Genomic DNA, 20,020 nt, shown 5'->3' on the forward strand with positions numbered 1-20,020 from the left:
AGCGTTCATGCGTGTTTCTCAGGGGCGGGCAGGCTGACGGGCGCCATCAGGGCGGTCAGGCCGATGCCCAGCAAAAGGGTGAGTCCGAAGTGTTGCAGCGCAGGCATCGTGCTCAGGCTGAGCAAGCCGAACGAGAGCAGCGCGGTGACGGCGGAGAGCAGCACGCTGGCGTAGCTCGCGCCGGGGCGATCGAGCGTGTGCGGTTCGCCTTCGCGCAGGAACACCGCGTAGTTGGCGCCCACGCCCAGCACCAGCATCAGCGCCATCCAGTGGAACAGGGTGAGTGGTTCATGCAGGTAGCCGAACACCGCCATGCTCAGGCCGATGCCCGCCAGCGGCGGTACCAGTACGCGCAGCGCGCCGCGCCGATAGCGCCACGCGAAGGCCGCGCCCACCAGCAGCAGGGCGGCGAGCAGCCAGCCGCTGGCGTAGGCGCGGTAACGGCCAAACAGGGTGGTCACGCTGGCGGGCTTGTCCACCAGGCTGACGCCTAGCAGGCCGTCGGCCGCGCCTTGCAGCACCGCCGCGTTGTCCTGCCCCTGGGGCAGGACGATGGAGGCAAAGCCGTGTTCGCTGTCGTGCATCCACAGGTATCGGAAGGGCAGGGACAAGGGCATCGACAGCCAGTCATCCAACTTGAGTGTGCGACCGGGCCATGTGGCGAGGTAATCGCGCGCGACCTCGGGCTTCAGGCCGGCGTGCTGCAAGGTGGCTTCGAGTGCGGCCGCATGTTCGAACAGCGGCGCCAGTGCCGCGCGGTTTTCCTGCTGCATGCGCGCGGACGGCACCATGCCCGCCACGCCGGTCCAGGACGACAGCTGCTCGTTCTGCACGAGTGCCTGCAGCCGGGCTTCCAGCGCTTCTTCGCGCTGCAATGTCTGTTCCGCCGAGTCACCGGTTACCAGGTAGAACTGGCTGCTGTTGCCAATGCCGGTGACGTCGCGGATGCGCGCATCGGCCTCCACCAGGGCCGACGGCGGAGCGATCAAGGCGTGGATGTCGTCGTCGTGGGTCAGGCGCAGCCAGCCCGGCAGGGCCAACAGCAGCAGTACCGATAGCGCCAGCGCCGCACGGCGTCCGCCGGCCCAGTGCTGGCCAAGGCGTTGCAGGGACAGCGCAAAACGCACCAGTGCGGGCGCCAGCGGTTTGCGCGCGGGAGCGACCAGCCCGGCGGGCAATAGCCAGAACACGCTCAGGCAAGCCACCAACATGCCCGTGATGGCGAAGCAGGCCATCTGGCGCAGTGCGGGAAACGGCACCAGCCCCAGCAGCGCATAACCCAGCAGGGAGGTGCCCAGTGCGAGCAGCAACGCCGGCCGAACTTGTCGCACGCCTTGCTCGGGTTGCCAGCCGGGGCCCGTGTTGGCACGGGCGCATAAATATTGGATGGAATAGTCGACCGCCTCGCCCAACAGCGCCGCACCGAACACCAGGGTCAGCAGATGAATCTGCCCGAACACCAGAATGGTGACGCTGAGCGCGCTGACGATGCCAATGGCGGTGGAAACAAATGCCGCCAGCAGCGGCCTGGGTGAGCGGAAGGTCCACCACAGCAGCAGTGCGATGCCAAGCGTGGAGGCGAGGCCAACCACATGCACGTCGCGCTCGGCCCCAGCGCGCGCCGCGGCGGCATAGAGCACGGCACCCGTCTTGAGCACTTGCACGTCGGGATAGGAGAGCTTCACCTTGTGCTCGGCGCGAGCGAGCGCGTCCACCGCGTCACGCTGCACCTGATCGTCGTAGGAGGAGCCTCGCAGCGAGGCCATCACCATCACATAGGTAAGGCCATCGCGATGCGCCGTGAGCAGGTCGTCCTCCGGCATCAGCGGCGAGCGGCTCCACGGTTGCTGATCCAGCCAGTGTTGCAGCCACCCGAACGGGTCGGTTTGCATGGTGGTGCCCACGCCGGCGAGGAAGGGCTCGTTGAGTCGGCGCGATAGTGCGCGGCCGGCGTCGTAGCCAGGCTGCGTGAGCGCGGCGCGATCGGCGGCGGTGAGCAGGCTGAAGCGATAGTCCAGGTACGGCGCGACGAGCTGGTCAAGGTCGAAGTCCGGCAGTTCGGCGGTAACCGACGAGAAGGCCGATTCCTGCGCCAACGCGCTGCCGAGTTCGCGTGCCGCTGCTTTGGCAGTGGCGTCATCCTCATGTGCCACCAGCAGGACGACGCGGTCGCCATTGGCGTGTGCCAGGCGATCCACAGCCGCTTCGGCCAGCGGATGGCGTTCCGTCACGGGCAGCATCGCGAGCAAGTCGGTTTGGATGGGAGCACCACCCCGACCCCACAGCAACCACACACCCAACAGCACCATGCCCAAGGCGAAGCCACCAAAAAGCGCTGCGCGCATGTGCAGGCGTCGTCCGGTCATGGCATGCCGAGCGCGTGCTGCTCAAACGGGCTGAGCCCGCCCGCATCGCGGGTGTTGCCGAAACGAATCTGCGTGGATTCGCCGTTCTGCATGTCCACGCGGATGCCGTCGAGGAATTGGCCGCCGCTCAGTTCGATGCTTCTCAAGATGCGCGCCATGCGTTCCTGGCGAGGCGTGAAGCGCAAGGTCCAACGCGACAGCGTTCCATGGCTTTCGACCTGGAACTGGCGCAAGGCTTCCTCCGGTTGGCCGGAAAGCATGGACTGCAGCATCTGGGAGACCTGGGCCACGCCGCGATCGCCATTGCGCACGATCTGCAGGCGCCCGTCCTGGTCCACGCGCGCGGTGCGCGAGCCGGTCAGGGCGAGGGTTTCGCTATAGGGTTGGCTCACTTGCCACAACATGCCCCGGCCAACCACGAACAAGAGCTTGCCCTCGCTGCGCAGCGGCTGCGCGAGCGCGGGGTTTTCGCGGCTCTGCGTAAAGTCGGCGCGCACGCTGGCGTGCTTGCCCAGCTCGCCGAGCACGCCTTGAAGCAGGTCGTTGTCCTGTGCGCGTGCGCCCAGGGCGACCAGACAGAGCAGGGTGACGATCAGCCAGCGCATGCAGCCTCCGGGCGTCGCCAGCGGCGAAGCAGCAGGCGCGGTATACGCGGCAACATGCCCAGCAGCAGGCGGGTATGCATCGCCGAGATGCGCACGTTGTCGCGCCACATGCGGAAATGCGACAGCCCGTTCTCCGGGTAGATCACCCGCGTGGCCAGGTTGCGCACGGGCACGCCGCGCCAGAACAGGCGAACGGCTGCTTCGGTGTCGAAATCCATGCGGGCGGGGAACGGCTTGCGAGCCAGCTCGGCGCAGGTGGGCGCGAGCGGATAGAGGCGGAACCCGCACATGGAATCCTGGATCTCCAGCGAGAGCGTTTCCAGCCACACGCAGACGTGCGTGATGTATCGCCCGTAGAGGCGACCGCGCGGCACGCTGTCGTCGTAGATGGGGCGGCCGCAGATCAAGGCCGCAGGATGGGCGGCGCTGTCGGCGAGAAAGCGCGGCACGTCGTTCACGTCATGCTGGCCGTCGGCATCGATCTGCAGGGCATGGCTGAAACCCAGCTCGCGCGCAGCCAGCAGGCCGGCGCTGAGCGCACGGCCCTTGCCCTGGTTGTGCGGCAGGCGCAACAGATGGACCTGCGGCACATCGCGCGCGATGGCATCGAGCACGTCGCGGGTGGCCGCGTTGCTGCCATCGTCGACAATCACCACCGGCAGACCGTGAGCGCGCAATCCCTGCACGCATGTCGCAATCGTGTCCTTGTGGTTGTAGATGGGTATCAGTGCGCAGGGCGCATAGCTGATACCGGCGTTCACGGTACCGGCGGTCATGCGTGGCAACGCCAGCTCAGCGATGGAGCAGCGTCTGCACGGTGGCGACCACGTCGCTTACCGTACGCACGCTCTTGAAGTCCTCGGGCTTGATGCGCATCCCGGTCATGTCCTGCACCTGGATAGCCAGATCCACTGCGTCGATGCTGTCCAGCTCGAGATCGGTAAATAGATGGGCGTCCGGCTTGACGCGTGCAGGCTCGATCTCGAAGTTATCGTGCAGAACCTGCTTCAGGCGAGACAGGATGTCGTCGTCGCTGATGCCGGCGGCCAAGATGGTGCTCATAAATCCTTGATCCTACAAACGTGAGTGGTTGCCTTGCCGTGCGGTGCCGCGCTGGCGAGGTTGCAAACCCTTGTACGGGCCTTCCTGCCCGGGGAATGCACAAGCGCCGACGACGGACACGATCCGTGGTCGATGCGCAGTACGTTCTTGCGTCTGCGCTTCGTCAGCGTTGCTGGCCTATTTTCCCCTTGGCCGCCAAATGGCTTTGCAAGCAAAGCGTTACAGTGGGCCATGACAGCTATTTCAGTGTATCAGAAGTTTACGAAGGTCAAATCTATCTAACGGGCTAGGAATCCTCCGGTCCGTGTTGCGTCAATGCGTTGGCATTCACGGTGATGGGACTTGGCCTAATGTCGATTGAACGCGCAGGTAAAACCAAGAACGACGAAGCCGCCAGCAGGGCTGGCGGCTTCGTGGTCAACCATGGCTCAAGGAGCCTTGAATGGATTACTGACCGCGCATGCGACCAGCGAAGCGCGGGCCATGGTTGCCCATGGTCGGCAGCTTGATCTTGCCGATGGCATCGATGCGCTCTTCGGCCAGGCGGTCGGCCGCCCGATAGGTCGGGACGCCTTCGGTCTTGGAGATTTCGAAGATGCGACCGAGGTTGTAGTAGATCGTGCGCATCATGCGCATGGCGCGCTCGCGGTTGTAGCCGTCGATTTCCAGCGACACGTTCATCACGCCGCCGGCGTTGACCGCGTAGTCCGGGGCGTACAGCACGCCACGACGCTGCAGTTCGTCGCCGATGGCGTCCGTAGCCAGCTGGTTGTTGGCCGCGCCGCAGATGATCTTGGCCTTGATGCGGTCGATGGTCTGCTCGTTGAGCGTGCCACCCAGCGCGCAGGGCGAGTACACGTCGGCGTCGACGTCGTAGATTTCGTCCAGGCCCACGGCTTCGCAGCCCAGCTCGTCCACGCAGCGCTGCACGGCATCCTTGTTGATGTCGGTGACGAACACCTTGGCGCCCTGTTCGCGCAGCAGCTTGATGAACTCGCTGCCCACGTGGCCGCAACCCTGCACGGCGTAGCTGTACTTGCCCACGTCTTCGTTGCCGTGCTTGACCTGCAGCGCGGCCATCAGGCCCTGCAGGGTGCCGAACGCGGTGAACGGCGACGGGTCGCCCGAGCCGCCGTGCACCTGGTGCACGCCGGTCACGTATTCGGTTTCACGGAACACGTATTCCATGTCGTTGACGTCGATGCCCACGTCTTCGGCCGTGATGTAGCGGCCGTTGAGCGAGTTGACGAAGCGGCCGAACGCGCGGAACAGCGCCTCGGACTTGTCCTTGCTCGGATCGCCGATGATCACCGCCTTGCCGCCGCCCAGGTTCAGGCCGGCCACGGCGTTCTTGTAGGTCATGCCGCGCGACAGGCGCAGCACGTCGTTCACCGCGTCCTGCTCGCTCTTGTACGGCCACATGCGCAGGCCGCCCAGCGCGGGGCCCAGCACCGTATTGTGGATCGCGATGATGGCCTTCAGGCCGGCGTCCTTGTTGTGGCAGAAGACGACTTCTTCGTGACCGGTCTTGGCGATGGTTTCGAAAATCATTGGAACGGAGACTCCACGTTTGGCGGCGCCGTGGGGACGGATGCCGCGGGATGGAGGCGGGGTTCGATCCAGTGCGGCCCCGCCCGGGCGTACTAACAAAAGCCTGAAAGTCAAAACCCCGACCAGAGGTCGGGGCAGCGAATTTAGTTCGATAGTTTAGTACGTCCTCGGCCGCCGGGTTGCTGCGACGCGGCAAGTCGCTGGCGTATGGGCATTTTTTGCTCAGGCGGCCGCGGCGGCAAGGCGACTGTTGCGGCGGCCGTAACCGAGGTAAAGCATGCAGCCGAGCAACAGCCAGACGCCGAATCGCACATAAGTGATCAGCGGCAGGCCCCAGATCAGCCAGCAGGAAAACCCCACCCCGATCAGTGGCACCAGGGGCACCCAGGGGGTACGGAAGGGGCGATGCAGCTCCGGCTGGCGCCAACGCAGTACCGCCACGGCACTGCAGATCACGATGAAGGCCCCGAGCACGCCGATGTTCACCAGCTTGGCCAGCTCGTTCAGGGGAAACAGCCCGGCCGCCACGGCGGTGACCGCGCCCAGCAGCACGGTGGAGCGGTGCGGCGTACGCCAGCGCGGGTGCACCCCGGCGAACCACGCCGGCAGCAGGCCATCGCGCCCGAGGCTGAAGCCGATACGGGCGCCGGCCATCAGGTTGGCGAAGATCACGCTGGTGATGCCGCACACCGATGCCAGCGAGATCACCACCATGGCCCACGGCATGCCTATGCGCAGGAAGGCGCCCGCCACCGGTGCATCGTTGTCCAGCGTGCTGTAGGGCACGATGCCGGTAAGCACCAGGCAAATGGCGATGTACAGCAGCATGGCGATGCCCAGCGAAAGCAGCACCGCGCGCGGCAGATCGCGCTGGGGCTGGCGGGCTTCTTCGGCGGCAGTAGTGAGCATGTCGTAGCCGAACACCGCAAAGAACACCACCGCCGCGCCGGTCACCACGCCGTGCATGCCAAAGGGCATGAAGGGGTGCCAGCGTTCCGGCTTCACGAACGCCGCACCCGCCACCACGATCAGCGCCGCGCCAGCGATCTTGATGGCCACGATGAGGGTATTGAAGCGGGCGCCCCATTCCATGCGTATGGCGAGCAGCGCGGTGATCGCGATGGCGATGAGAATGGCCGGCAGGTTCACCACCCGGCCGGGTGCGCTGCCCCAGGCGCCCTGGGCCCAGGTGGGCAGCGGTATGCCGGCGGCATCCAGCAACGCTTGCACGTAACCGGACCAACCCACGGCGACCACCGCGGCGATCAGCGCGTATTCGAGCAGGAGATCCCAGCCGATGATCCAGCCGGCGAACTCGCCGAGCACGGCGTACCCATAGGTGTAGGCGCTGCCGGAAACCGGAATGAGCCCGGCGAACTCCGCATAGCACAGTGCGGCGGCGGCGCTGGCGATGCCCGCGATCACGAAGGACAGCAGCACCGCCGGCCCGGCTTGCGTGGCGGCCACCGTGCCGGTGAGTACAAAGATGCCCACGCCGATGATGCCGCCCAGGCCGATGGCCGTGAGTTGCCACAAGCCCAGCACGCGGCGCAGGCCACTGCCGCCGCGCGCGGCTTCGCTTTGCAGCACTTCCACCGGTTTGCGGCGAAGCATGTCGTTCTTCAGACCCATCCCTCTCTCCCCGAACTGCGTGTCATGGTGTGCTGCGGGACAACGATTCGCGTGGCCGCTTTACTCAGGGTGCGGCAGGCTCCTTGGCGGCATAGGGCGACTTGCCGCCGCCGGCAATGAACGCATCCACCTGTTGCTGCAATACCGGCAAGGGCACCGAGCCCAGCGACAGCACGGTGTCGTGGAAGGCGCGAAGATCAAAACGTTCGCCCAGCGCCTGCTCGGCGCGCGTGCGCGCGTCCACAATGGCCAGCTCGCTCAGGTAGTAGGAGAGCGCCTGGCCCGGCCAGGCGATGTAGCGATCGACCTCGGTTTCAATCTCGTGTTCGCTCAACGCGGTGTTGTCCCGCATGTACGCCTGGGCTTGCGCGCGACTCCAGCCAAGATGATGGATGCCGGTATCCACCACCAGCCGGCAGGCACGCCACATCTGGTAGCTGAGATAGCCAAAGCGATCGTAGGGCGTGTCGTACATGCCCATCTCTACGCCCAGACGCTCGGCATACAAGGCCCAGCCTTCGCCATAGGCGGAGATATAGGTATAGCGACGAAAATCCGGCAGGCCTTCATGCTCTGCCGCCAGTGGCATCTGCAGCGCATGACCGGGGGACGACTCGTGCAGGGTCAGCGCCGCGAGCGAGTACAGCGGACGCGAGGGCAGGTCATAGGTGTTGACCAAATAGATGCCCGGGCCACCGCGCCCGCCGGTGTAGAACGGCGCCAGATCGGGCGGCACCGGCTCGATGGCGAAGCGCTGGCGCGGCAGGCGACCGATGTAGTCGCCGATCTTGCCGTCCACGCGCTTGGCGATCCACGCGGCGTCCTTGAGCAGTTCGTCGGCGCTCTTGGGGTAGAACCTGGGGTCGGTGCGCAAGTAGTGCAGGAACTCGGCAAAGCTGCCCTTGAAGCCCGTCTCGCGAATGGTTTGGTCCATCGCCTGGCGAATGCGTGCCACTTCCTTCAGGCCGAGCTGATGAATGGCGTCGGGGCTCATGTCCAGCGTGGTGAACTCGCGGATGCGTGATCGATAGTAAGCCTTGCCATCGGGCATCGCTTCCGCCGCCAGGCTCGTGCGCGCCTGCTTCATGTATTGGTTGCGCATGAAGTCCAGCAGTTTCGCGTAGGCGGGAATGACCGCGTTTGCAATGGCCTCGCGGCCTTGTTGGCGAAGCCGCGCCTGTTCGTCGGCCGGGATGGTCGAGGGCATGTTGCGGAACGGCGTGTAGAACAGGTTGTTGTCGCCCTTGGCATCCACGACATCGGCGATGGATTGGTCGCGTCCGGCCAGTGTCACCCTCGGCACGCTGAAACCGCGGGCCAGCCCTGCGCGCATGTTGGCCGTCTGCTCGTCGAAGTAGCGCGGGATATCGCGCAGCTGGGCGATGTAGTGGCGATAGTCCTGCGCGGTACGCAGCGTACGGCGGGCGGTAAAGCCCAGGTTGGTCCAGAACGCCGTGTCGCTGTTGAACGGCATTTCCCAGTCGCGATAGCGCTGGTCGTCCAGCAGGGTCTGCACTTGGTTGCGGTACACCGCGTAGTTCACCGGATCTTCGCCCCGCAGTTGCGTGGGCTCGATGGCGTCGAGCTGCTTGAGCACCTCGGCCCAATACGCGGCGCGCGCCTGCTGGGTTGCCGCATCCACCTTGGGCAAGTGGTCGGTGAGTTCGGTCTGGCTGTCCTCGTCGTCCTCGCCCTGGAACTGCGCCTGTCGCCAGGCCCATTCCCGCGTGTAGATGTCATGGAAACGCACGCCGGCATCCGACTGCGCGCGGGAGGCCGGCGCCATGGTGAGCGCGGCAAACAAGGCGAGGGCGATAAGGTGGGTCTTCATGTGCGTTCCTTGGTCGATCCCTCGCGCTGTCTGGCTCAGGCGAAGGGGCGATCGATGGCAGGCGAGGGTGGAGTGAACCAGGCCGCGCCGTCGTCGGTGACGTAGAAGTGGTCCTCCAGGCGCACGCCAAAGCGATCGGGCACCACGATCATGGGTTCGTTGCTGCAGCACATGCCCGGCTGCAGCACGGTGTCGTTGCCGCGCACCAGGTAAGGCGTTTCGTGGATGCTCATGCCGCAACCATGACCCGTGCGATGGGGAATGCCCGGCAGGCGGTAGTCGGGCCCGAGGCCCACGCGCTCCACCACGGCGCGGGCGGCGGCATCCACCGCGGCGCAAGTGACGCCGGGCCGCACCGCGTCGAATGCGGCTTGCTGGGCAGCCTGCTCCAGCGCCCAGATGCGTGCCTGCTCGGGAGTGGGCTCGCCGAAAATGTAGGTGCGGGTGATGTCGGAGTGATAGCCCTCTACGGTGCAGCCGGTATCGATCAGCACCAGCTCGTTCGGCGCGAGGTATTGCTCGCCGGGCACGCCATGCGGATACGCCGTGGCCTGGCCGAACTGCACGATGCAGAAGGTGGAGCCGTTGTCCGCACCCAGGGCGCGATGGGCCTCGTCGATGAAGCGCACGAGTTCGCTGCGGCTGATGCCTTCGCGCATAAGCCCGGCGGCGAGGCGGTGCACCTGAAGCGTCATCGCCGTGGCTTGTTTCATCAACGCCAGCTCCGCCATCGACTTGCACATGCGGCATCCATCGATGATGGGGCTTGCATCGCGCAGGGGCTTGCCGGCCAGCGACGCGCGCAAGTGTTCGGCCATCACGAAGGGCGCGGCGGGGTCCAGCGCCAGACTGTGGGCGTTGCGGTCGCGCAGGGCATCGGCTACGTACTGATGCGGGTCTTCGTGCTCCTCCCACAGGCGCATTTCAACCGGCAGCTGCAGCACCCGTTCGAGCGAACCCTGCTCGAACGCGGGACAGAACACGATGGGATCGCCATGCCGCGTTACCAGCATGCCGACCAAGCGCTCGCTGGCGCCCCACGGCACGCCGCAGAAGTAGCGCAGCGAGGTACCGGCGGTTACCAGCAAGGCATCGAGCTGATGCGTGTGCAGCAGGCGACGCGCCTGCTCCAGGCGCTGCTGGTACTCCTGTTGCGTAATGGCGGCGGCGGGCGACGCCCAGGGAGCCAGCGCGGCGCGTGCCTGGGCGAGGTCCAAGCCACCGATTTGTGCGGCCTGGGTCATGCGTGCGATGCCCCATGCGGGAGGTCGTCCATGCACCAAACGCCGTCGACGCAGCGCGCCACGCCGCCTGGGTTGGCGTCGCGCAACTCGGGCGGAAGCTGGTGCTCGGGCACGTGGTCGTAGCAGTGCAAGGCGGTAAAGCGCGAGATGGCCGCCGGCATGCCTACCGCCGTAAATCCGGGATGACCGGTGCTCGGGTAGGGGCCGCCGTGGTTCATGGCGGCGCTCACCGCTACACCGGTAGGCATGCGGTTGCCGATCAGGCGGCCCACGCGCGGACGCAGCGCCTGCGCGACGGCGTGCCATGCGGCATCGTCGCTGCCGTGAGTGTCGCTGTAGATGGTGCCGGTCAGGTTGCCCTCGAACGCGTTCGCCACGGCTTGCATGTGTGCGGCATCGCGCGTGCGTACCAGCAGGCTCACGGGGCCGAAGGCCTCGGTCTGCAGGGCGACCCGTTCGCGCAGGAATGCGTCTGCGTCCACGCTCAGCAAGGTGGGAGCGTGGCGATAGCCCGGCGCGCCGGCGTCACCACCGGCAAGCAATTGGGCGCCCGCAGCGCGCAGGATGGTGACATTGCGCTGCAGGTGCTCCAGCACGCCACGGGAGAACAACACGAGTGGTGCCGCTGCCGCGAAGTGCTCGCGCGCGGCGGCGACAAAGGTATCACCCGCCTCGCCCATGGGTACGATAACTATCCCGGGGTTGGTGCAGAACTGCCCGCTACCCATCGTGCAGGACGAAAAGAACTCCTGCGCCAGGGCTGCACCACGCTCGACCAGCGCGCCGGGCAAGAGGAATACCGGGTTCACGCTCGACAGCTCCACATAGGCGGGAACGCCGCTGGCATCCGCCGCCGCCTTGAGCGCAAGACCACCCGCGCGGCTGCCGGTAAAGCCGATGGCGCCCACGCGCGCATCGCCGACCAGTTGCGTACCGAGCTGGGCATCCAGGTGATAGAGCATCTGTATCGTCGCCGACGGCAGGCCCGCGTCGCGCGCGGCGGCCACGGCGATGCGCGCCAGCCGTTCGCTGGTGCCAGGATGCGACGGATGGGCCTTGGCGATCACCGGATTGCGTGCGGCGATGGCCGATGCAAAATCGCTGCCGGCCACGGCATTGAACGCGAACGGGAAGTTGTTGGGGCCAAACACCACCACCGGCTTGGATAGCGGTGCGCGATGCGTACGTAGCTGGTTGGCGGTATCGATGACCGGCTGCGTCCACGAACGATCACGCACGGCCTTGGCGGCCTGGCGCAATTGGTAGGTGGTGCGCGGCAGCTCGACCTGCGCCAGCCGCGGCTGTTTCGGCAGCGCAGTTTCGGCGTGAGCCAGTTCCGCCAGCAGCTCGGCGTCGGCCTCGATGCCGGCGGCATAGGCATCGAGAAAAGCGGCGATGCGCTCGGGCGGCGTTGCGGCCAGCAGAGGGGCGGCGCGTGAGGCCGCACTGAGTGCGGCTTCAACGTCGGCCGCACCGCAGACCGGGTAGCTTGGTCCAATCGCCTCGCCTGTGGCGGGGTTCTCCGCGCGAAAGGCGTCGACGAGATCGATGGCGGCACGCCATTGGCCATCGATCAGCAGCGGCTGCTCGGCCATGTCAAAGCACCGGCGCGTTGGCGATGGCGTGGTCGATGACACGCATGGCCGCCTCGCGTTCTGCCCCGGTGATGGTGAGGCGCGGTGCGCGTACGCGCTCGCTGCCCATGTCCACCTTTTCCTGCACGAGCTTGATGAGCTGCACGAACTTGGGCACGGTGTCGAGGCGCAGCAGCGGCAGGAACCAGCGATAGAGTTCCGCCGCGGCATCGGCGCCGCCGTCGCGTGCCAGCTCGAACAGCTTCACCGACTCCTTGGGGTAGGCATTGACCAGTCCGGCGATCCAGCCGCGCGCACCCATGGCCACGCCTTCCACGATGGCATCGTCCATGCCCACCAGCAGTTCCAGGCGATGGCCGAGCAGCGAACGCAAAGCCGCAAAGCGGCGCACATCGCCGGAGGATTCCTTCACGGCCTGCACGTTGGGGAATTCGGCGGCGAGTTCGGCGATCTGCTCGGGCGAGAAATCGGTCTTGTAGGCAATGGGGTTGTTGTAGAGCATGCACGGCAGGTCAGTCGCGGCGATGACCGCGCGCAGGTGCGCACCCATTTCGCGCCAATCGGTGGAGTACACGTAGGGTGGCAGCACCATCAGGCCGGCAGCGCCGAGCGATTTGGCTTCACGCGCGAGGCGAACGGCCTCGTCCGTGGAGAGCGCGGCAATACCGGGGATGACCGGCGCGCGGCCTTCCAGCGCGCTCACCAGGGTGCGGATGATGGCGAGCTTTTCCTCGAAGCTCAGCGTGGCCGCTTCGCCCAGCGAGCCGAGCGGCACGATGCCGGTGCAGCCGCTGTCGATCAGCGTGCGCGCATGCTTGGCGAGAAACGCATGGTCGACCTGGCCGTCGGCGGTGAAGGGCGTGGTGATGGCGGGAATGACACCGCGCCAGAGAGTCGTGTTGCTCATGCTCAGCTACCTCGATAAGCGTCGTCAGAAGGGGAGAGAGTGGCGAGCCCGGCCAGGGTGGCCAAGCGGGCGGGAAAAAGGGGCGGTCGGCTGCTGCTGCGCGGAAAGCGGCCAAGTTCGGCCAGGGCGCTGCCGCAGATGCGGCCCTGGCAGGCGCCCATGCCGCAGCGGGTGGCGAGCTTGGCGGCACGCGCGTCGGTAAAGCCATTCAGCTCGCCCAGCGTGATGTCTTCGCAGCGACACACGATGGTTTGCGCGTTGGCAAGTTGTCGCACGTGAGCGCCGAGTGCGAAATGGCGTTCGATCAGCGCGGCGAAGCGGCGGGCGCGGTCGCGTGGTTCGCTGAGCGCGCGTGCATCCTGCTCAAAGCCGGTGGCTGTGTGTCCGGCCATGGCGCCTTCCAGGCGAGCGGCGGCCAATCCACCGATGCCGATGGCTTCGCCCACGGCGAGAATATTCGGCACGCTGGTGCGTAACAGCGCATCCACGCGCACATGCGCATGGGCTCCCTGCGTGTGCAGTTCGCAGCCAAGCAACTGCGCCAGCTCCACGTTGGGTATCAGGCCATAGCCTGCGGCCAGCAGTTCACAATCGACATGCTGTGTGCCGTGCGGGCCGTCGATCTCGATCCATTGCAGCTGGCCTTCGCCATGTGCGCGCCGCACCACGCTGCCGCAGCGATAGGGCACACCGGCAAGGCGTGCGCGTAGGGACAGTGCTTGTGCCGCGCGTGCTGGCCAACGCAGCAGTTGCGCGGCAAAGGCTCGCACCGCGCTGGCAGGAGCCTGTTCGATAATGCCTAGTACGCGTGCGCCGTGGGCACGCAAGGTCGCCGCGGCGGCCAACAACAGCGGGCCGGTGCCGGCGACCACGACGCGCTTGCCCGCGACAGGCCAACCTTGCTTGGCAAGCGCCTGGGCACCGCCGGCGCCGCAGACGCCGGGGAGCGTCCATCCAGGAAAGGGCAGCAGCAACTCGCGGGCGCCGGTGGCGAGAATCAAGCGGCCGTAATGCAGCAAGGCGCTGCCGTTGGGTGTTTCCACGCGCAGACCATCGGGCTCGCTGGCCACCACGGTGTGGCGCATCAACCACTCCACCTTGCCGCAGGCCGCCATGGCATCGCGCGCGGCGCGTGGCGCCTCGCGGCGTACGTCGTGACGCCACACTTGTCCGCCGGGGCGCGCCTGCGCATCCACCACGGCCACGCGCGCGCCATGGGATGCCGCCGCTTGCGCCGCCGCCAGCCCGGCGGGGCCGGCGCCAATGACCAGCACATCGAATCGCTCAGCCATCGGTGTACACCTGCATGCCTTCGGTGGCCGGTGTGATGCACGCGCGCACGTGGGCCGCGCCGTCCACGGTGACGCGGCACTCCAGACATACGCCCATGCCACACAAAGGGCCGCGCGGCGTGCCGCTCACCGAGCGGCGAAAGCGCAGCGTGGCGAGCGCCACGGCGGCGGCCACGCTGGCCCCGGATGGCACGTCCACCGATTGCCCATTGACGCTCAGGCGGAGCATGTGGCTCATGGCATGACCCTCGACGGTGCATACGGTGTGGGATCGATGGCCGGCTGGCGGCCCAGGATCAGATCCACCATCAGGCGCGCACTGCCTAGCGCCGTCGTGACGCCCAACCCTTCATGGCCGGCGGCGACCCAGCGATCACGTTCGCCCGGCACCGCACCCAGGTAGGGGCGGCCGTCGAACGTGGTGGGGCGAAAACCTGTCCAGCTACGCAAGGCTTGCAGATTGCGCAAGGCGGGGATGAAGGCAAACGCGCGTTCCAGCATGCGCTGCACCATGGCGGTTGAAACCTCCGCATCGGTGGCGCCGAACTCACGCGATGAGCCGATGAGGATCTGCCCGGTGGGGCGTGGCTGCACGTTGAACGCTACGCTGCTGTCCGCATCGCCGTGTGCGCTGTCGGCGTAGCCCAGCTCCAGCAATTGGTGGTGCACGAGGTTGGGATAGCGATCGGTGATCACCAGGTGCCCCTTGCGTGCGCGCATCGGCAACATCGGCAGCAGGGCGGGCAGGGCGCAACCGGTGGCGACCAGTACTGGGCCGCTCAGGTGCGTGTCGTCGTCCAGGCGCACACCGCCCGTTTCGAGTGCCACGGCGCGACGCCCCGCGTACAAGGTGGCGCCGCGTGCCAGCGCGCGCTGCGCCAGGTGGCGCGCCACGCGCGGCGGATACACCACCGCTTCGCCCGGCACCAGCATGCCGCCGCTGAGGTCGGGGCAGAGGGCGGGTTCCAGGTCGTAGAGCGTGGCAGCGTCGATGGCGTGCGCTTCGATGCCGGCCGCGGCAAGGCGTTGCGCACGCGCCCGCGCGGCAGCGAGTTCCTGCTCGTTGCGGGCCACCCACAAGGTGCCGCAACGGCTGAACTCGGCTTCCTTGAGGTCGGCAAAGGCTTCCCACTGGCGTAGCGAGTAACGCGCGAGCGCCAGTTCGGCGGGGTCGTCATCCATCGCCACCAGGTGCCCCATCGCCGCGGCCGTCGCGCCGCCGCCGATCGGGCCGGGTTCGATCATCGCCACGCGCAGACCTTCGGCGCTGGCCGCATCGGCGCAGCTGGCGCCGATGATGCCTGCGCCGATCACGATTAGGTCGTAGCTGGCCGCGGCCGTGCTCATTCGGCGCCGCTGCCCCAGGTAAAGGCGTCGTCTTCATCGAACAGCAGCGTGCTGCGCGCCACCACATAGGCGGTGCCGGTGATCTGCGGCAGCACACCGCGCGAACCCGGCGTGTAGCGACCTTCGAACACGCTGCCGAGGATGCTTTCCTGCCGCCACAGTTCGCCAGGGGCGAGCTTGCCGTCAGCGGCGAGGCAGGCCAGCTTGGCGCTGGTGCCGGTGCCGCACGGCGAGCGATCGTAGGCCAGGCCAGGGCACAACACGAAGTTCCGGCCGTCCAGTCCAGCGACCGGAGACTTCGTGTTGACCTCGATGTGATCGATTTCGCCACCATCCGCGCCGGTGATGCCCCGGGCTTCCAAGGCGGCGCGTATCGCCTCGGTGTAGCGGGTGAGTTCGCGCTGGTGATGGATTTCCAGCGGCAGCGGGGTGTCCTTGGTGATGAAGAACCAGTTGCCGCCCCAGGCCACGTCGCCGGTCACTACGCCATAACCGGGTACGTCCACGGCCATGCCGTGGGCGTGGCGATAGCTCTCGACGTTGTCGATGGTCACGCGTCCATCGGCGTGCAATTCGGCGCCCACCATGCCCACGGGCGTTTCCAGGCGATGGTGGCCGGGGCCGATGCGTCCCATGTGTTGCAAGGTGCGCACGACGCCGATGGTGCCGTGGCCACACATGCCCAGGTAGGAAACGTTGTTGAAGAAGATCACCCCGGCACAGGCTTCGGCCGTTTGGGGTGGCAGCAGCAGCGCGCCCACCACGGTGCTCGATCCGCGTGGCTCGCAGGCGATGGCCGCGCGCCAGCGATCGAAGTCGCGGCGAAAGCGCTCGCGCTGTTCCATCAGGGAGCCGCCGCCCAGGTCGGGAAAGCCGGCGGTCACGGTGCGGGTGGGTTCGCCACCCGTGTGGGAGTCGATCACGTCGATGGTGTGCATGGACCTATGCTGGCGGTCCGGGCCTGGCAGCGTCTAGAAACGCCTGCTCCCCGTCCATGCGGAAATCGGCACAATGCGTTTCACGTACCTGGGCCTTATGCTGCAGGTGCAGCAGCAGCTTTTGCATCGTGGAGCGCCGCCATGGACATGAAGATTTCAGCCGATGAACTGGAAGCGCTGTTCGATGCGTTGCCCGATGTGGTGTTCTTTGTGAAGGACAGCGCAGGGCGTTACACCCATGCCAACCAGAGCCTGGTGCGTCGACTGGGGCTCAAGCACCGCAGCGACGTGATCGGGCGTGACGTGACCGAGCTGTTTCCCATGGCGCTGGGCGGCTCCTACGCCAGCCAGGACGAGCGCGTACTGCAGGGCGAGGTGATCGAGAACCAGCTCGAAGTCCACATGTTCCCCAACCGCGTACCCGGCTGGTGCCTGACCTGCAAGCGCCCCTTGCGCGTGCGCGGCGCCGTGAAAGGTGTGGTGGGTATCTCGCGTGACCTGGGCAAGCCGGACGGCAAGCACCCCACCTACGTACGGCTGCGCCGCGTGCTGGCCTATCTGCATGAGCATTACGCCGAAAGCGTGCGCGTGGCCACGCTGGCTCACCTGGCGGATGTTTCCGTCGCGCAACTGGAGCGCGATTTCCGCAAGGTATTCCAGCTCACGCCGCAGCAATGGCAGACCAAGCTGCGCATGGAGGAGGCCATGCGTCGCCTGCATGGCGAGGAGAGCGTGGCGGCCATTGGCCTGGCCTGCGGTTTTGCCGACCAGAGCGCGTTCGCGCGCCAGTTCAAGGCCATGGTGGGCATGGCGCCCCGCGATTACCGGGCCATCGCCGGCGGGCCGGGCCGGCCCCAGCGCATGCCCGTGGCCGGGCACTGAAAACAAAACAGCCCCGTTCCTGGGAACGGGGCTGCCAATAGCGTGCGGCGGGAGCCTGGATCAGCCGGCGACCCACACGCCAACGTTGAGGTGCCAGCCGTCGTTGTGGTGCTCGTAGTGCGGATGCACGTAGTGGTAGCCCGGGCGCTCGGCTTCCCAATGGCCATGCATCGCCACGTACTGGTGGCCATTCCAGTGCCAGTAGCCGCGAGCCCAGACATAACCGGCGCGATGCGGCGGCTCCACTTCCACCACTTCCACCGGTGGCGGCTGCGGGGCGATCACTTCGACGTATTCGCGCTGCACCACCTGCTCGCGTTCCACCACGACCGGGCGGGGACGCGGAGCGGGCTGTTCCACCACGCAGCCGCTGGCCAGCATGGTCAGGGCGGAAAGGGCGATCAAGCGAACGTGGTTCGACATAGAGAGAAATACCTTTGTGAAAGGAGGGTGATTTGGTTGGGCGACGATGACGCGCGTAGCTGAGGCTTACCTTTCGTGTTGCACTTTTTTGTCTTTGGCAGCAAATACTTGCGAATCAATCGGGGCGAACGTGCGTTGTCCCGGGTGGGCGCGTGCGATCAATGGGCCCAATAGCCGTCGCGGAAGTGCCAGCCATCCCGGTGCTGTTCCCAGCGGGCAGGGTGGTAGACGAAGCCCGGACGTTCTCGCACCCAATAGCCATGCATCCACACATGGCGGTGGCCTTCCCATCGCCAGTAGCCCGGCGCCCACACGTAGCCCGCGCGCGGCGGGGGAACGGCTTCGAGCGGTTGCGCTGGCGGGGCCACGTTGATGCCGACCGCCACCGAAACGCCGGCCGCGGCGGTGGGGGCATAGACGGCGCTGGCGCCTGCCATGCCCAGCACGGCGAGCAGGGCAAGTTTGCGGGTGGTGCTCAACATGACGCTCTCCTTCAGATGGCCGCTCGCTGCGGCTTCATGGCGGGGAACGGGGCAAAAGTGGCCGTGTTGACCTCGTGGCGCCGGCTTGTTCAGGTTCGTGAGGGCCGGCCCATCGGTCTGTTCAGGTTTCTTGCCTTGAAAAAGAACGAACGGTCGTGCTATTTCTTCCGCCCATGAATGCTGCCACCGCACCCACGCCCACGCCCAAACGCGTTGCTACGCGCGAACTGATCCTGGAGCACGCCTATGCATTGGCGCGCCGGGAAGGGCTTGAGGGCCTCTCGATTGGCTCGCTGGCGCAAGACGTCGGCATGTCCAAGAGTGGTGTGTTCGCCCACTTCGGTTCGCGCGAGGACCTGCAACTGGCGGTGCTCGAAGCGGGCCAGCTCCGCTTTCTCAACCAGGTGCAGCGGCCAGCGTTGAGCCTGCCGCGTGGCCTGGCACGCCTGCGTGCGATCGTGGCCAACTGGATAGAGTGGGGACGGGAGTACCAGAGCGGTTGCGTGCTGCTCACGGCCGCCAGCGAATACGACGGCCGCGAAGGCGTGCTGCGTGACTGCGTGATCCGCCAGCAGGCGGGATGGCGGCAGGAAATGTGCCGCACCATCGGTCACGCCATCGAGCAAGGCGAATTGTGTGCGCAGACCGTACCCGCGCAGTTCGCCTTCGAGATCTACGCCCTGATGCTGGGCCTGCACCATGACGCGGCCCTGTTTGGATTCGACGAGGCGCGTCAGCACACGCAGGCCGCCTTCGAGCGCTTACTCGCCAGCTACAGCCCGGTGTCGGGCGGGAGTGTCGTGTCATGAACGTTGCTGTCGCCACGGTTCCGGCCAAGCGTCACCATGGCCCCGGCGCCTTCAAGCTGGGCGCGGTGCGCGCGGGCTTCACGCTGGGCAGTCGCCTGGCGCCGGCGCGGGCGGTCGAGCTGGCGCTGCGCTTGTTCGTCACGCCCTTTGCCAGCAGTCGCACGCGTGCCCAGCGAGCCGAGCCGGATGAGGCGATGCAGCGCGGCGAGCTGGTGGTGTCGGGCCGCCGCATTGCCACCTACACCTGGGGCAACCCAGCCCGGCAGCCGTATGTGCTGCTGGTGCATGGCTGGTCCAGTTTCGGCCTGCGCTATCTGCCGTGGGTCGCGCCTTTGCGCGCATTGGGCTACGCGCTGGTTGCGTTCGACCAGCCGGGGCATGGCCGTAGCGAAGGGCGCACGTGCACCTTGCCCGACTTCGTCGACACTGTGCGCGAAGTAGGGCGCCACTACGGCGATGCTGCTGTGGCAGTCGCCCACTCGCTGGGCGGCGCCGCCGTCGCATTGGCTCAAGGCGAAGCCTGGCGGGCGCACAAGCTCATCCTGATCGCGCCCGCCGCGGACCCGGTGGCGGCGACGCAACGCTTCTCGCGCCTGGTGCGCCTGGGTGAGCACCTGCGGCCACGCCTGCATGCGCGCCTGGAGGCGATGACCGGCATCAACATCCACGACCTGCAAGTGCACCGACACCTGCCGTCGCTCGGCCAGCAGGGCCTGGTGGTGCATGACATGGACGACCACGACGTGCCCTGGGCCGAAGGCGAGCGGTACGTGCGCCATTGGCACCATGCCCGTCTGCTCACCACGCAAGGCCTGGGACACCACCGCGTGCTCGATGCACCGGAGGTGGTGGAGGCCTCGCTGGCGTTCCTGCGCGGGGAAACGGTGGGTGCTCGCGTGGTGTCCTCGCCCAACCTGCCGTTTGGGATCGCTTGAGCGCCCATCGGGCACTCCACGGCGATTTTTGCTGCTGCGCAAGCACCCGAAAATGGGCGTACTCGTGCGCACGGACACGCCCGCCACCGCGCCGCAACATGTTCCAAACGTAACCATCC

The 20,020-nt window shown here is 66.8% G+C and carries 19 protein-coding genes; 3 read left to right on the top strand and 16 right to left on the bottom strand.

Annotation, left to right across the window (positions count from 1 at the left end):
• Positions 1-5 precede the first annotated feature (5 nt).
• From AC3G2C_RS01525 to AC3G2C_RS01590, 14 genes are all read right to left on the bottom strand, one after another.
• Positions 6-2,345 (bottom strand): MMPL family transporter, encoded by a 2,340-nt coding sequence (locus tag AC3G2C_RS01525; RefSeq protein ID WP_488382843.1) that lies wholly within the window; start codon positions 2,343-2,345, stop codon positions 6-8.
• A 17-nt stretch (positions 2,346-2,362) separates the two neighbouring features.
• Positions 2,363-2,971, bottom strand: a complete 609-nt coding sequence (locus AC3G2C_RS01530) for a LolA family protein (RefSeq protein WP_488382844.1) — start codon at positions 2,969-2,971, stop codon at positions 2,363-2,365.
• Positions 2,959-3,747: a glycosyltransferase family 2 protein gene (locus AC3G2C_RS01535; protein ID WP_488382845.1), complete on the bottom strand. Its 789-nt coding sequence runs from the start codon at positions 3,745-3,747 to the stop codon at positions 2,959-2,961. The genes AC3G2C_RS01530 and AC3G2C_RS01535 overlap by 13 nt, the downstream gene beginning before the upstream one ends.
• A 16-nt stretch (positions 3,748-3,763) precedes the next feature.
• Positions 3,764-4,033: an acyl carrier protein gene (locus tag AC3G2C_RS01540; protein WP_488382846.1), complete on the bottom strand. Its 270-nt coding sequence runs from the start codon at positions 4,031-4,033 to the stop codon at positions 3,764-3,766.
• A 447-nt stretch (positions 4,034-4,480) separates the two neighbouring features.
• The gene (locus AC3G2C_RS01545; RefSeq protein ID WP_488382847.1) at positions 4,481-5,584 is read right to left on the bottom strand and encodes a Glu/Leu/Phe/Val dehydrogenase dimerization domain-containing protein; all 1,104 of its coding nucleotides are present in this window, start codon (positions 5,582-5,584) and stop codon (positions 4,481-4,483) included.
• A 222-nt stretch (positions 5,585-5,806) separates the two neighbouring features.
• Complete coding sequence (locus AC3G2C_RS01550) at positions 5,807-7,216, bottom strand: amino acid permease (protein WP_488382848.1); 1,410 nt, start codon at positions 7,214-7,216, stop codon at positions 5,807-5,809.
• A 64-nt stretch (positions 7,217-7,280) separates the two neighbouring features.
• Positions 7,281-9,047 (bottom strand): DUF885 domain-containing protein, encoded by a 1,767-nt coding sequence (locus AC3G2C_RS01555; protein WP_488382849.1) that lies wholly within the window; start codon positions 9,045-9,047, stop codon positions 7,281-7,283.
• A gap of 35 nt (positions 9,048-9,082) precedes the next feature.
• Positions 9,083-10,291: a M24 family metallopeptidase gene (locus AC3G2C_RS01560; RefSeq protein ID WP_488382850.1), complete on the bottom strand. Its 1,209-nt coding sequence runs from the start codon at positions 10,289-10,291 to the stop codon at positions 9,083-9,085.
• Entirely contained in the window at positions 10,288-11,886 is a 1,599-nt protein-coding gene (locus AC3G2C_RS01565) for an aldehyde dehydrogenase family protein (protein WP_488382851.1), read from the bottom strand. The genes AC3G2C_RS01560 and AC3G2C_RS01565 overlap by 4 nt, the downstream gene beginning before the upstream one ends.
• A gap of 1 nt (position 11,887) precedes the next feature.
• Positions 11,888-12,793 carry a dihydrodipicolinate synthase family protein gene (locus AC3G2C_RS01570; protein WP_488382852.1) on the bottom strand — a complete coding sequence of 302 codons (906 nt, stop codon included), beginning with the start codon at positions 12,791-12,793 and terminating at the stop codon, positions 11,888-11,890.
• A 2-nt stretch (positions 12,794-12,795) separates the two neighbouring features.
• Positions 12,796-14,085: an FAD-dependent oxidoreductase gene (locus AC3G2C_RS01575; protein ID WP_488382853.1), complete on the bottom strand. Its 1,290-nt coding sequence runs from the start codon at positions 14,083-14,085 to the stop codon at positions 12,796-12,798.
• Complete coding sequence (locus tag AC3G2C_RS01580; protein ID WP_488382854.1) at positions 14,078-14,323, bottom strand: 2Fe-2S iron-sulfur cluster-binding protein; 246 nt, start codon at positions 14,321-14,323, stop codon at positions 14,078-14,080. The genes AC3G2C_RS01575 and AC3G2C_RS01580 overlap by 8 nt, the downstream gene beginning before the upstream one ends.
• Positions 14,320-15,432: an NAD(P)/FAD-dependent oxidoreductase gene (locus tag AC3G2C_RS01585; RefSeq protein ID WP_488382855.1), complete on the bottom strand. Its 1,113-nt coding sequence runs from the start codon at positions 15,430-15,432 to the stop codon at positions 14,320-14,322. Before AC3G2C_RS01585 ends, AC3G2C_RS01580 begins: the two co-directional genes overlap by 4 nt.
• Entirely contained in the window at positions 15,429-16,370 is a 942-nt protein-coding gene (locus AC3G2C_RS01590) for a proline racemase family protein (RefSeq protein WP_488382856.1), read from the bottom strand. The genes AC3G2C_RS01585 and AC3G2C_RS01590 overlap by 4 nt, the downstream gene beginning before the upstream one ends.
• A 141-nt stretch (positions 16,371-16,511) precedes the next feature.
• On the opposite strand from AC3G2C_RS01590, the gene AC3G2C_RS01595 reads away from it, so the two are divergent.
• Positions 16,512-17,252: a PAS domain-containing protein gene (locus AC3G2C_RS01595; protein WP_488382857.1), complete on the top strand. Its 741-nt coding sequence runs from the start codon at positions 16,512-16,514 to the stop codon at positions 17,250-17,252.
• Positions 17,253-17,312: 60 nt separating this feature from the next.
• Here AC3G2C_RS01595 and AC3G2C_RS01600 read toward each other — a convergent pair whose 3' ends face one another.
• Both AC3G2C_RS01600 and AC3G2C_RS01605 read right to left on the bottom strand, forming a co-directional pair.
• A complete protein-coding gene (locus AC3G2C_RS01600; protein WP_488382858.1) occupies positions 17,313-17,675 on the bottom strand; it encodes a YXWGXW repeat-containing protein in 363 nt (120 codons plus the stop codon).
• Positions 17,676-17,833: 158 nt separating this feature from the next.
• Positions 17,834-18,157 carry a YXWGXW repeat-containing protein gene (locus AC3G2C_RS01605; protein ID WP_488382859.1) on the bottom strand — a complete coding sequence of 108 codons (324 nt, stop codon included), beginning with the start codon at positions 18,155-18,157 and terminating at the stop codon, positions 17,834-17,836.
• Between the two features lie 173 nt (positions 18,158-18,330).
• Between AC3G2C_RS01605 and AC3G2C_RS01610 the strand changes: the two genes are divergently transcribed.
• Positions 18,331-18,966 carry a TetR/AcrR family transcriptional regulator gene (locus AC3G2C_RS01610; protein ID WP_488383207.1) on the top strand — a complete coding sequence of 212 codons (636 nt, stop codon included), beginning with the start codon at positions 18,331-18,333 and terminating at the stop codon, positions 18,964-18,966.
• Complete coding sequence (locus tag AC3G2C_RS01615; protein WP_488382860.1) at positions 18,963-19,901, top strand: alpha/beta fold hydrolase; 939 nt, start codon at positions 18,963-18,965, stop codon at positions 19,899-19,901. Before AC3G2C_RS01610 ends, AC3G2C_RS01615 begins: the two co-directional genes overlap by 4 nt.
• Positions 19,902-20,020: the final 119 nt, after the last annotated feature.

The sequence above is a fragment of the Frateuria sp. sgz306004 genome (assembly GCF_057750885.1).